The sequence below is a fragment of the Candidatus Thiosymbion oneisti genome (genome assembly GCF_900092655.1).
In the GTDB taxonomy this organism is placed as follows: Bacteria; Pseudomonadota; Gammaproteobacteria; order Chromatiales; family Chromatiaceae; genus Thiosymbion; species Thiosymbion oneisti.
Genome location: NZ_FLUY01000708.1, coordinates 1 through 12159, shown reverse-complemented (window position 1 = coordinate 12159; position 12159 = coordinate 1). Strand labels below are relative to the sequence as shown.

The 12159-nt window shown below is 57.0% G+C and carries 14 protein-coding genes and 1 tRNA gene; 2 read left to right on the top strand and 13 right to left on the bottom strand.

Features of this window, described 5'->3' with window-relative positions:
* The first annotated feature begins 253 nt into the window (after positions 1-253).
* Together BQ17_RS07785 and BQ17_RS07780 are read left to right on the top strand one after the other, a co-directional pair.
* Positions 254-484, top strand: coding sequence for a hypothetical protein (locus BQ17_RS07785; RefSeq protein WP_089725870.1), 231 nt, complete (start codon positions 254-256; stop codon positions 482-484).
* A gap of 3 nt (positions 485-487) precedes the next feature.
* Positions 488-1081 (top strand): tyrosine-type recombinase/integrase, encoded by a 594-nt coding sequence (locus tag BQ17_RS07780; RefSeq protein ID WP_089725868.1) that lies wholly within the window; start codon positions 488-490, stop codon positions 1079-1081.
* 220 nt (positions 1082-1301) lie between these two features.
* On the opposite strand, the gene BQ17_RS07775 is transcribed toward BQ17_RS07780, so the two are convergent.
* The 13 genes from BQ17_RS07775 to recA all read right to left on the bottom strand — a co-directional run bounded on the left by BQ17_RS07775 (position 1302) and on the right by recA (position 11707).
* Positions 1302-1392 (bottom strand) — tRNA-Ser (locus BQ17_RS07775).
* Positions 1393-1561: 169 nt separating this feature from the next.
* Positions 1562-1798: a carbon storage regulator CsrA gene (gene csrA / locus BQ17_RS07770; protein ID WP_089725866.1), complete on the bottom strand. Its 237-nt coding sequence runs from the start codon at positions 1796-1798 to the stop codon at positions 1562-1564.
* A 249-nt stretch (positions 1799-2047) separates the two neighbouring features.
* A complete protein-coding gene (locus BQ17_RS07765; RefSeq protein WP_089725864.1) occupies positions 2048-3283 on the bottom strand; it encodes an aspartate kinase in 1236 nt (411 codons plus the stop codon).
* A 483-nt stretch (positions 3284-3766) separates the two neighbouring features.
* Positions 3767-4276: a HEPN domain-containing protein gene (locus BQ17_RS07760; RefSeq protein ID WP_089725863.1), complete on the bottom strand. Its 510-nt coding sequence runs from the start codon at positions 4274-4276 to the stop codon at positions 3767-3769.
* Positions 4277-4280: 4 nt separating this feature from the next.
* Complete coding sequence (locus BQ17_RS07755) at positions 4281-5363, bottom strand: DUF262 domain-containing protein (protein ID WP_089725861.1); 1083 nt, start codon at positions 5361-5363, stop codon at positions 4281-4283.
* Positions 5364-5470: 107 nt separating this feature from the next.
* Positions 5471-5701 (bottom strand): DUF2442 domain-containing protein, encoded by a 231-nt coding sequence (locus BQ17_RS07750; RefSeq protein ID WP_089725859.1) that lies wholly within the window; start codon positions 5699-5701, stop codon positions 5471-5473.
* A 4-nt stretch (positions 5702-5705) separates the two neighbouring features.
* Positions 5706-5813, bottom strand: a complete 108-nt coding sequence (locus BQ17_RS23260) for a hypothetical protein (RefSeq protein WP_256091514.1) — start codon at positions 5811-5813, stop codon at positions 5706-5708.
* Positions 5814-5856: 43 nt separating this feature from the next.
* On the bottom strand, positions 5857-5925 hold the full coding sequence (locus BQ17_RS23255) for a DUF4160 domain-containing protein (RefSeq protein WP_256091515.1): 69 nt from the start codon (positions 5923-5925) through the stop codon (positions 5857-5859).
* A 54-nt stretch (positions 5926-5979) separates the two neighbouring features.
* Entirely contained in the window at positions 5980-6300 is a 321-nt protein-coding gene (locus tag BQ17_RS07740; protein WP_176722344.1) for a hypothetical protein, read from the bottom strand.
* A gap of 724 nt (positions 6301-7024) precedes the next feature.
* The gene (locus BQ17_RS20455; RefSeq protein WP_141699160.1) at positions 7025-7294 is read right to left on the bottom strand and encodes a hypothetical protein; all 270 of its coding nucleotides are present in this window, start codon (positions 7292-7294) and stop codon (positions 7025-7027) included.
* Between the two features lie 19 nt (positions 7295-7313).
* Positions 7314-9932, bottom strand: coding sequence for an alanine--tRNA ligase (gene alaS / locus BQ17_RS07735; RefSeq protein ID WP_089725855.1), 2619 nt, complete (start codon positions 9930-9932; stop codon positions 7314-7316).
* 276 nt (positions 9933-10208) lie between these two features.
* On the bottom strand, positions 10209-10661 hold the full coding sequence (locus BQ17_RS07730; RefSeq protein ID WP_256091513.1) for a regulatory protein RecX: 453 nt from the start codon (positions 10659-10661) through the stop codon (positions 10209-10211).
* On the bottom strand, positions 10658-11707 hold the full coding sequence (recA, locus tag BQ17_RS07725) for a recombinase RecA (RefSeq protein WP_089725853.1): 1050 nt from the start codon (positions 11705-11707) through the stop codon (positions 10658-10660). Before recA ends, BQ17_RS07730 begins: the two co-directional genes overlap by 4 nt.
* Between the last annotated feature and the right edge of the window lie 452 nt (positions 11708-12159).

Sequence of the window (12159 nt, the reverse complement as noted above, 5' to 3'; positions counted from 1 at the left end):
GAACAAAGAATCTTTGCGTCTTGGCGCCATTGCGTCCTGGCGTTAAATGGGCCGGAAAGTGAGCGGCCAAGCATAAATTTTTCAAACTGAGCCACTGCCCTCCCAATCCAGCCCTGGACAATGCGCCGAAACCCGTTATAATAGATGCCTGCAAGGTGGCTCCAAAGGTGAGTCACCTGAATAGGCAGGCCCCGATACGGCGGCAACCGTACCGAGGCCCTGACCACAACCCAACCTGTATGGAGGTTCGGCCATGGCTAATGACCATTCTACCTTTACTTTCAACGGTGAGACTATCGCCCGCATCCGGGATGCCCTGCTGATCGGGCTTGCTGCCTTTGGCGAGATCGAGCGGTTATCCGCCGTGCAAGAAATCCGAGCAATGAAGGGGAAACCGGTTAAGAAGGACCTTCGAGTTATCCACCCCACCGGCGCGTCGGATACGGTGTCCCGCTTTGCCGACGCCCTGCGCACCCTGGGCTGAGTCATGGGCAAACTTACCGACCGTAAGGTCCGGAACGTCGGACCCGGTAAGTACAACGACGGCGGCGGGCTGTGGCTCGCCGTTGCCAAGACCGGCACCCGGAAATGGTGCTTGCGTTACACCATCGACGGCAAGCGCCGGGAGATGGGCTTAGGCGGCTTCTCGGACGTGAGTCTGGCCGAGGCCCGTAACCTGGCCGCCAAGTATCGCAAGCAAGCCAAAGCCGGTATCGATCCCATCGAGGCCCGCCGCAATGCCCGCAACCGGCCCACCTTCACCACCTGCGCCGCCCGGTACATCCGGACGCACCGACGCGGCTGGAAGAATACCGAACATGCCCATCAATGGGTCCGTACCCTCAAGACCTATGCCTGCCCGGTAATCGGCGCCAAGCCGGTAGACGCCATCGGCACGGACGACGTGCTGGCAATCCTGACCCCGCTCTGGAACACCAAGACCGAGACCGCCAGGCGGCTACAGGGACACATGGAAGACGTGCTGGACTATGCGGCGGCGCATGGCTACCGGGACCAGGCCAACCCGGCCCGCTGGCGGGGACACCTGGAGCAGCTGCTACCCGGATCGAAAACCAGGTAGAGGCGGCCTACCGACGCGGGGACCCGTTCGCCAAACGTGCCCGGATGATGCAGGCGTGGGCGGAGTTCATAACCAGGGTGCCGGCGCCAGTGACCAGCTTACCGGCGGCCGAGAAGATCCCCGCCCCGGCCAACAAACCTGCCGGTGCCTTATGGCCCTGCGGAGAAATCCCTTGCAGAAGAGGTAACTTACTGGAAAGAAAGGGTCTTTATTCTATGATTGGCGGAGAGAGAGGGATTCGAACCCTCGATGGGCTATTAACCCATACTCCCTTAGCAGGGGAGCGCCTTCAGCCGCTCGGCCATCTCTCCAAAACAAGATACGGTACCACCGGCATCCGCAACCGCAGGTTACCCCCTGAGCTGCAGGCACGCTGTTACAGCCTTGCCTTCTTTTAGAGAAGCCAACAGGGGGAAGAGAACAGGCAACATCACAAAGCCCGATCAGGGGCGGAGGTCGTATCCCTGCCCTAGTGTTTGACTACTCAGGAACAGCATCAGGAACAGCATCAGGGACGGCTTTGGCTTCATCCTGCTGTGTAGCCTGCTCTGCTTGCTCCCGCTTTATGCGCTCGTAGATTTCTTCACGGTGTACCGCTATGTCGCGGGGCGCGTTGACGCCGATGCGCACCTGATTTCCTTTGACACCGAGTACGGTAACGGTCACCTCATCGCCGATCATCAGGGTTTCGCCGACTCGTCGGGTGAGTATCAACATTGTTATTTCTCCCTCATCTCCTTTTCCAGATCGCGACCTGTCTCCGCCATGGCCAGCGTTTTGCGGTGCCACCGAACGGAGATCAGTCACGGCCAACCAAGCATGGAATCCAGAGTTAAACTCCACATTTCCTAATTCTAACAACAGCTCAGACTACACCAAAGTCTTTTTGTTACCACTGCCTTACCATCATTGGGGAAATCAGGCAGACAGGGGCTTAAGAAGCTGTTTGGTTAACCAGATAGTTTCTCAGTCCCCACGATGCAATTCGAAGGCCTGGTGCAAGGCCCGCACGCCGAGCTCTAAGTACTTTTCGTCCACGACCACGGATATCTTGATCTCCGAGGTGGAAATCATTTGAATGTTGATACCCTCCTTCGCCAGGGCGGCAAACATCTTGCTGGCGATCCCGGCGTGGGAACGCATGCCGACGCCGACCAGAGAGATCTTGACGATCCGATCGTCGCCCGCGACCTCCCGCGCCGCCAGGGAGCGCGCCGTGGTGTCCAATATTTCCAGGGCCCGCTCATAGTCGTTGCGGTGAACGGTAAAGGTAAAGTCCGTCGTGGCCTCGTCGGCAGTGACATTCTGGATGATCATGTCGACTTCGATATTGGCCTCCGCGATGGGACCAAGGATCTTGTGGGCTACGCCCGGCTGATCCGGAACGCCTAGGATGGTGAGCTTGGCCTCGTCGCGGTTGGATGCAATGCCGGAGATAACGGCGCCTTCCACTGCTTCCTCCTCGAAACTGATCAATGTGCCCTCCCCATCTTCATCTTCGAACTTAGGGCTGGGGAGCACCCGCAAGGGGACCCGGTACTTGCCCGCAAACTCCACCGCCCGGATCTGCAGGACCTTCGAGCCCAGACTCGCCATCTCCAGCATCTCCTCGAAAGTGATGCGGTCGAGCTTGCGGGCCCGCGGCTCGATGCGCGGGTCGGTGGTGTAGACACCATCCACATCCGTATAGATCTGGCACTCGTCGGCACCCAAAGCGGCGGCCATGGCCACCGCCGAGGTATCCGAACCGCCGCGCCCCAGGGTGGTGATGTCGCCCGCTTCGTCCACACCCTGAAATCCGGCCACCACGACCACGCACCCGGCATCCAAATCGGCCTTGACCCGGGCGCCGTCGATTTTGCGGATCCGGGCCTTGTTATGGGCACTGTCGGTGCGGATGTGGACCTGGCCCCCGGTATAGGACTTGGCGGGACAGCCTAAGTCTTCCAGCGCCATGCTGAGCAGGGCGATCGTGACCTGCTCGCCGGTGGACAGGAGTACGTCCATCTCCCGCGGGTTGGGCCGCGCTTGGATCGCCTTGGCCAGGGCGACCAGACGATCGGTCTCGCCCGACATGGCTGAGACCACGACCACCACCCCATCGCCCCGCTCACGCCAGGTCTTGACCCTTGCCGCAACGGCCTTGATCCGTTCGATACTGCCGACGGAGGTGCCGCCGTACTTCTGGACGATCAGGGACATAGGACTTCCCGGATAGCCTATCTTCTTCAGGAAGGGGAAACTGCGAATCACGCGAATCTACGCGAATCAGATGGTTCGTGCCCACCGGAACTTCGCGTCGATTCGTACGATCTGTCGTTAAAATAACACCTTAAAGTACAGCTTCTCTGCGTTCTCAGCGTCTTAAGCAAGGCCACCGAATAATACTCAACTGCTAAAACGAGCGCTTGGCCTGAAAACGAGTCGGGTAGGTTGGGCAAAGGCGCGCACTGCAAAGCCGGCGACCAGACCGATGGCCCATAGCGCGCCGTGCCCAACAGATGGATCGCGATGGGCACGCTGCGCTTTGTGCATCCTAACGAGCAGCCGTGGTGCGGAAACCGCCGCAGAATGACCGAAACCTTGAGCCCAGTTTGATGGACGCTTGCTTTGCCCATCCTACGGGCTGCCTGCTTTTTTATCCACAGATTACACAGATCTCCGCAGATGAAAATATTCGATCACCTATTCATCTATCATACATGAGGCCAGGCAGTGAATCACCTCTTTACCGTCTTCATAGGCCTGCACCGCCTCTTCGTAGGTGGTGGTTGGGTTTATTCTTCCTGTGTGGGAGAAATCATTTCTCCATATAATGAGATTGGTGTATGAGTTTTTTATGTCACGCTGGTTATCTTGAAGATATTCTTTGGTTCTTTTATCCAGTCCTTGTTGAAATCTGGTTTCGTACTTGCTTCCAAACCGTGAAATGTGTTCTTCCTTGATTGTTTTTAACCGTATCCTACCATTGATCCTATCGAGATGGGCCTCGATGAAATGACCAAATACTTGGTGTTTTCGGCGCGCGAATTCTATGAGTATTTCCTTTATCGCCAACTCATAGACCGTCACCGCCGCTACGGAAACGAATCCCACATATTTCGCCTTCAACAAGGGGTTGGTGATTTCAGGCACAATGTCATTCAGATGATTGACTATATCATCCGCGTGTCGAAAATGCGAGCCGTATATCACGGCACTAGCCCAGGATATATTCCTTGACCTTTTTTATCCTATCTTTCACTACCTTGGTATCCGTGGTATTTATCCTGGTATACTCCCTGAAATTATCGTTATCCACAAGATCTGAATACCGCGCCTTCAATTCACTATAATCGACATCTTTATGATATTCGATAAGGACACTCATTATAGAGTCAAGGGCCGAAACATTTACAGGTCCTCGTAGATGGAAAGGTTTCTGGCCAAGAGATTGAATAATCGATTCGGTCACCTTACCGAAGGTCTCGAAAAATCCGGTTGCTTTTTCCGAGGTTCCGGAATTGTGTTCCTTCATTGCTCGATTCAGAAATTCCTTCATGGGCTTTTCATACTCATCGGCGGCACCGACCAATGAGAATACCCGCAAGAGTAATTCGATATCTTTCTGGTGCTTATCCAGGTAGGATTTACCGAGTATCTTTCTCCAATTGGTATCCCTGTTTGCTTGTTTCAGGAGCCTATTGAATTCTCCTCTGAATACGCAGTTTCTTATTTCCTGTGGTTTCAGCGGGGTTCCACCGGTATTCAGTCGCTCGAAAATATGGTACGCACTGGTGCCTTCACCGGCTGGGTTTAATTGCCTGATGTTGATTGCACGTAGAATCGCTTGTTTGATTCGCCTTTGATCGCTTCCATCCAGCTCTTCGAATTCCTTATTATAATAAGGGCTCTTCTCGTTTAGTCCCGAGAGGCGGAATATTTGCCTTTTCCTCTGAGTGCTCTCCTTTCCGAAATAACCCTCCAGGAAAAATACGACACTCAATATTCTCTGCTGTCCATCGATCACCAGGTTCTTGTTGTCCTCATCAACGTAGAAGAAGACAGGCGGTACCGGCAGGCCACGCAGGAACGAGTCTACCAGCAGTGACGACTGATTCTGTGTCCATACGAACTCTCTTTGATAATCAGGGATAACAATATCCCCATCTTTCCACATCTGGGCTATCCCGGAGAGGGTGAAATCCGAAGGATAGCTTGCAATATCGTAATCGATTTCGACGCTCTCATCTTCCTTTTCATCTTCTACGGAGAAATCGGCTTCTGAAGATTGGTCAAGCATTTCGGTTCTCCCGATCATTGTTCAATCTGCGGATAGAAAAGGGAGGTCGTCGGATTCCGGCAATCCCCGCCGGAATGACGAAGTGGGGGCCGAACGATCAGGCTCCATCAGGCAATATGTTCCCGTAAAAATTCCGGCGCAAAATCGGCTCCATTACTCCATGCCAAGGTATGTCCTTCCAATTTGAATGATTTGAAAAAAAATTTGTCTTTCAATGGCTCGAAAATTTCACCATCCAGTTCGGTAGATAGATCTATTTCACCCGATGCCCCGTCATTGAAAGACACGCGAATTCGATAGTCATCGATATAGGTTGCCTGTGTAACATGAAGAAACATAACCCTACTCCAAAGGTTCGATTTTTGATAATGGCTTTCTGTTCATCGCAGCTTCCCAATTTGCCATAAGTTCGTTCTTATGCAAAACATACCACTCTAAAACCGCACTCAACGCACGTCGTGGGAATTTACCCGTTACTACACCCGTTTCGATCTCAACATGTTATCTCGTATTCTCCATACTCTGCATGAAAGTGGGCAGGAGCATGTTCACGAATATACATTCGTATGATTATTCCTAAAAAGCGGCTGATTTCCAGCATCTGTTTATTTTCCGCTTATGCAGCGTGAGCAAGTCTTTGATTGACAACATGCCAGAATACCGAGGTTTGTTCAAACTTTTGGTCGAAAAAATCCTCAAAGAAACCGGCCTCGTTCAGAAGAACGGGATACGAATACCGCTCGCCATCCTCACCGAATTCAGTCACCCAATCTCCCGGTTCTGTCGGGTCTATCACGTCGAAGAGTTCCGGTGCATAAAGATAAGGTTTTCCGACGTCGTTCAGTATTCTATAGTCATTTGCCTCGATGCCTAGAACAAAGTAGTGCTGCCCTTCCGAGAGGTCAGGGTAGCGAGGATTCGCAGATTTTAATTTCACAATCATTTTTCTGAGACTACTTTTATCTTGGTTTCGAATCTGCCGATACCGTAATGCTCATACCAGTGAAACTCACATAAACATCCTTCCGACTCGAACGCCGGGCTGCTTTTCTTGAGCCACTTTGATTGCTGACCTCCATACCGATCCACGAGTCGTTGGACATCCCGGATACGTTTACCTTTTGCGATTACTCGCGACTGAGTAATGTGTTCTTTCGTGAGTTCGATTATTCCAGTCCTCCGGCATTTGCCTACCCGCTCTTTGCGTCCTTTGCGTTGTCTGTTGGCTCGTTCCCACGCTCCAGCGTGGAACGCAATTGTGGCCGCTCCAGCGGCCAACGCTTCATGACGCTGGAGCGTCTGGACTTGCTTCCACGCTGGAGCGTGGGAGCCAGAGAAACATTTTGGAGTGCGGCGGCAACCTTACCCCGATGCTTACCGGAACCTACGACGCTTGGTGTAAGCGGGGGGTCGCAAGTGGCACAATCCTGCCGCCGCTTTGGATTGGGCCGCGCATCCCTCAAAGCAAAGGTGTTGTGGCCAGGGGAAAGCGCCGTCGCCGCGGCGCAGGTGGAACCTATAAGTGCTCGAATTTCCGGCAAACGCCGCTGGTATCCCCCGTAGCTGAGGTTCAATGCGGCCGCGCCGCTTTGCCGGCGCACTCCAAAGTAGTCCAGAATCTATAAAGAGTTATCCCTTCTATGGAATTTTTCAATATCTCTTTAAGATGCAAAGTCAGAAAACCAACCAAATAGTGTTTGGCCTGCTTTACTAAACCCTTTAAAAATTGCCCAATTCGATTTCTTCCCGGAAAGAATCATCAACAATGCGTCTATTGGAAGAAGCAATACTGCGATGACATAGCACAAAATACCTAGAGGCAGAGCAATTAGAATGAAAACTAATGCTCCGCCAACTAAGCGAAGAGTATTACCAATTGCCGAGATAAGATCATTCATAGTTTTACCATCAACGGTGAATATATCGCGCAATCATGCAACCCCTCTGACCTCAAATTAAGGGCGTCTTATGCAATTTTTTCCGCACCCAACCCTCAACCAGTCCCAGCGCCTCGGGCAGGCCCGTCGGATCAGTGCCGCCGGCCTGGGCCATATCCGCTCGACCACCGCCCCGACCGCCCACCTTCGCGGCCACTAGCTTGACCAGGTCGCCTGCGTGCATAGGGTCCGTCAGGTCCTTGGTAACCCCCGCGACCAGGCTCACCTTGCCGTCACTCTCGGCGGCCAGGACCACCACCGCCGAGCCCAGCTGGTCCTTGAGCCGGTCCAGGGTATCACGCAGACCTTTGGGATCCGCCCCCTCGAGCTTGGCTGCCAGTACCTTGACGCCGTCCACGTCCACTGCCTGGGCGGCCAGGTCCCGGCCCGCGCTGCTTGCCAGCTTGGCCTTGGCCTCGCCGAGTTCCTTCTCCAGCCGCTTAGCCTGCTCCAGGAGTTGGAGCACCTTGTCGTCCAGGTCCTCGCGCGTGCCCTTGACCAAGCGCGCGAGGCGCAACAGGCGCTCTTCGTCCGCTTCCACCTGATCCAACGCACCTTCGCCGCTCATCGCCTCGATGCGTCTTACCCCGGAGGCGATGCCACTCTCGGCAAGGATCTTGAACAGACCGATATCGCCGAGGGCACGCACATGGGTGCCGCCGCAGAGCTCGGTGGAGAAGTCCCCCATGCGCAGCACCCGCACCTGCTCGGCGTACTTCTCGCCGAACAGGGCCATAGCACCGGATGCCTCGGCGTCGTCGAGGGACATGATCCGGGTCTCCACCAGGTGGTTGGCACGGATCTCCCGGTTGACCAGACGCTCGATCCGGAGGATCTGATCGCGACCGAGCGGCTCGAAATGAGAGAAATCGAAGCGCAGACGCTCGGGGCCTACCAGGGAGCCCTGCTGCTGCACGTGATCCCCCAACACCTCACGCAAGGCGGCATGGAGCAGATGAGTGGCGGAGTGATTGAGTGCGATCCGGCGCCGGCGCTGCGCATCCACCCGGACCTCCACCCGATCGCCCACTTGGAGCTCCCCTTCCGCCATGCGGGCGATGTGACCAATGACGCTGGTGCCTTGTTTCCGGGTATCCAGGATGCGGGTACGCACTCCCCTGCGCACGAGCTCGCCGGTATCACCCACTTGACCGCCGGCCTCGGCATAGAAGGGGGTAACGTCGAGTACGACCAGGCCCTCCTGGCCCTCGGAGAGGTTGTCCCGCGACTCGCCATCCCGGTAGATCGCCATTACCGTTGCCTGGTCGGCGAGCCGCTCGTAGCCGGTGAAGTCGGTTTCCCCCTCCAAGTCCAGGGCCATGTCCTGGGTCGCGCCGAACCGACTCGCTGCCCGGGCCCGCTCTTTCTGCTCCGCCATCGCCTGCTCAAAGCCCGCCATATCCAGGCTTAAGCCTCGTTCACGGGCCACGTCGGCCGTAAGGTCAGTGGGAAAGCCGTAGGTATCATAGAGCTTGAACACAGTCGCGCCGTCGATGCGGTCGCCCTGAATCCCGGCGATGGCTTGCTCCAGGATCCGCATACCCTGCTCCAGGGTCTCGGCGAAGCGCTCCTCTTCGACCCTGAGCACCCGTTCCACCTGGGCCTGGGCGGCCACGAGCTCCGGGTAGGCAGCACCCATCTGTCCTGTCAGTGTCGCCACCAGGCGGTAGAAAAAAGGCTCACGGCAGCCGAGCCGATAGCCGTGGCGGATTGCGCGCCGGATGATCCGGCGCAGGACATAGCCCCGCCCCTCATTGCCGGGGGTGATGCCGTCACTGATCAGAAAGCCGGCGGAGCGGATGTGATCGGCAATGACCCGCAGCGACTGGTTGCGATGGTCCGCACAGCCGGTCAGCTCCGCCGTGGCCTCGATCAGGGCACGGAACAGATCGATCTCATAATTGTCATGGGTCCCCTGCATGATCGCCGCCAGGCGCTCGAGGCCCATGCCGGTATCCACTGAGGGATGCGGCAGGGGCGTGAGTCGTCCTTCCGCGTCCCGGTCGTACTGCATGAACACCAGGTTCCAGACCTCCACAAAGCGGTCCCCGTCTTGGTCCAGGGTACCGGGAGGACCACCGGGCACCTCCGGACCATGGTCGTAGAAGATCTCAGAGCAAGGGCCGCAGGGGCCAGTCTCCCCCATCGACCAAAAATTGTCCTGCTCGCCGCAGCGCGAGACGCGCTCGGGACTCACACCGATGTCATCACGCCAGATAGCTTCCGCCTCCTGGTCCTCCTCGTAGACCGTGATCCACAGCCGCTCCTCCGGCAAGGCCAGCACCTGGGTAAGGTAATCCCAGGCATAACGGATCGCCTCCGGCTTGAAATAGTCGCCGAAGCTGAAATTGCCCAGCATCTCGAAAAAGGTGTGATGACGGACCGTGTAACCCACGTTTTCCAGGTCATTGTGCTTGCCCCCGGCCCGCACGCAGCGTTGGGCGCTGACAGCGCGCCGATAGGGCCGCTGCTCCCGGCCCAAAAATACCTCTTTGAATTGCACCATACCCGCATTGGTGAACAACAGCGTGGGGTCGGCGGCGGGTACCAACGGACTACCGGGTACCACCTGGTGCCCGCGCTCGGCGAAGTAACGGAGAAAGCTGGTGCGGAGTTCTGCGCTACTCTTCATGGGACAGATTTATCTGGACACTCGGGGACGTTGGCGGGCGCGCGGGAGGCTTAGAGGCTATCTAAAAACCAGCACATTTCAAAGATGCGGTTCGCTGCCTGCCCCCTGTCTGCCGTGCCTGTTCCATCCTTGGGAGTAAGGCAGACCGGCACCGGCAGGCGTTCCTGGGTCGGGACAGGCAGGCGCTCACCGCATCCTATGGGCTCTTCATGAGGCAGATTTGTCATGGACACTCGAAAACGCCGGAGGACTCGCGGGAGGCTTATTCCATCCGGATCAGAATTCGTCTTTGCCGTTCAGAAAGTCGGCGATCAGCTGGGCGGGAAACCCCCGATACTCCAGAAACCGGGCCCGCTGCGCACGCGCCTTGGCATCACAGGCCCGCCCGGGGCCGAACCGCTTGTCATGGGCCTTGGACAGCGCAGCCAACCATTCCTGCGTCGAGCGCCCCAGGGATGACTCGATCAGCTCCTCGGCAAGACCCCGGTGGCACAGCTCTTGGTGGATCCGCACGGGCCCGAACCCTTTGCGTACCCGCTCATCGACATAGGTCTCGGCCATCCGCCGATCGCTCACCAGGCCGCGGTCGGCCAGGTCCTCGATAAGCCGTTCGACCTCCGCCTCGGCATAACCGCATGCGCACAGCTTGCGCCGGAGCTCCCCGCGGCTGTGCTCGCGTGACGCCAGCAGCTTGAGTGCAGCGCGTCCGATGTCCGGTTCCAGGATCACGCCTTCTGGGGTTGCGGATCGGCCGGCTGGGGGTCGGTCGCTTCGGCATCGCCGCTTTGGGGCAACAGCAGGGCGCGGATCTTGTTTTCGATGCCGCGGGTCAGCTCGGCGTTCTCTTTCAGAAAGCCGCGCACATTGTCCTTGCCCTGTCCGATCCGGTTGCCGTCGTAACTGTACCAGGCCCCGGACTTTTCGATGACGCCCTGCTGCACGCCGAGATCGATAATCTCACCCTCACGAGAGATCCCCTCGCCATAGAGAATATCGAAGTTGACCTGCTTGAAGGGCGGCGCCACCTTGTTCTTGACCACCTTGACCTTGGTCTCGTTACCGATGACCTCTTCACCCTTCTTGATGGCGCCGGTGCGCCGGATATCGAGCCGGACCGAGGCGTAGAACTTGAGCGCATTGCCACCGGTGGTGGTCTCCGGATTGCCGAACATAACCCCGATCTTCATTCGGATCTGGTTGATGAAGACGACCGCGCAATTGGAACGCTTGATGTTCGCCGTGAGCTTGCGCAGGGCCTGGGACATGAGCCGGGCCTGCAGACCCACGTGGGAATCACCCATCTCGCCCTCGATCTCCGCCTTCGGGGTCAGGGCCGCGACCGAGTCCACCACCACCACGTCCACAGCTCCCGAGCGCACCAACATATCGGTGATCTCCAGTGCCTGTTCGCCGGTGTCCGGCTGCGAGACCAGCAACTCATCCATGTCCACCCCCAGGCGCTCCGCATAGCTCGGATCCAGGGCATGTTCGGCGTCCACGAAGGCCGCGGTCCCACCCAATTTCTGGGCCTCGGCGACCATGTGGAGGGCCAAGGTGGTCTTGCCGGAGGATTCCGGGCCATACACCTCGACCACCCGGCCCTTGGGCACGCCGCCGATCCCCAGGGCCACGTCCAGCCCCAGGGAGCCGGTAGAGATGGCCTCCAGGTTGCGCACGGCCCCCACGTCGCCCATCCGCATGACCGAGCCCTTGCCGAACTGTTTTTCGATCTGGCTCAAGGCGGCTGTCAACGCCCGCTTGCGATTGTCGTCCATCGGATCTCCGGGTCCGCTCCCCCTGGCGAGGGACGGGATGCGCCTGCGGCGCCTAGCGATAGTTAGGAAGTGGCATGGCAACGCGACCAGGCGCGTCGCCTTCGATGCTTACATTATTCCATAGGATGGGACTGTCATGGAATCAGTAGCCGCTGCAGGGTAGGAGCGTATAAACTTCTCTCGATCAACAAATTGCTACCGGCAGTGTAGGGTGGACAAAGCCCCCAACATGCCCCATCAAATCCCTTTATAGCTTATCCTTGGCATTCCCTTGGAAACAAAACATACAAGGATGCGATGAGCGCAGTGAATCGTATCCGTGCCCAACATCCACAGCCCCGGTTAGCATCATTTATCGCTTCGGTAGTGGTAAAATTATAAGTGAAAAAGTAGAGCGATTCATCTTTTTGATCCCCTCTCCCCAACCCCTCTCCCGGCGGGAGAGGGGACAT

Bases quoted from the DNA above. Each gene is read 5' to 3' on its own strand.
- BQ17_RS07785 (WP_089725870.1), top strand. From the start codon at position 254: ATGGCTAATGACCATTCTACCTTTACTTTCAACGGTGAGACTATCGCC.
- BQ17_RS07780 (WP_089725868.1), top strand. From the start codon at position 488: ATGGGCAAACTTACCGACCGTAAGGTCCGGAACGTCGGACCCGGTAAG.
- csrA (WP_089725866.1), bottom strand. From the start codon at position 1,798: ATGTTGATACTCACCCGACGAGTCGGCGAAACCCTGATGATCGGCGAT.
- BQ17_RS07765 (WP_089725864.1), bottom strand. From the start codon at position 3,283: ATGTCCCTGATCGTCCAGAAGTACGGCGGCACCTCCGTCGGCAGTATC.
- BQ17_RS07755 (WP_089725861.1), bottom strand. From the start codon at position 5,363: ATGCTTGACCAATCTTCAGAAGCCGATTTCTCCGTAGAAGATGAAAAG.
- BQ17_RS07750 (WP_089725859.1), bottom strand. From the start codon at position 5,701: ATGTTTCTTCATGTTACACAGGCAACCTATATCGATGACTATCGAATT.
- alaS (WP_089725855.1), bottom strand. From the start codon at position 9,932: ATGAAGAGTAGCGCAGAACTCCGCACCAGCTTTCTCCGTTACTTCGCC.
- recA (WP_089725853.1), bottom strand. From the start codon at position 11,707: ATGGACGACAATCGCAAGCGGGCGTTGACAGCCGCCTTGAGCCAGATC.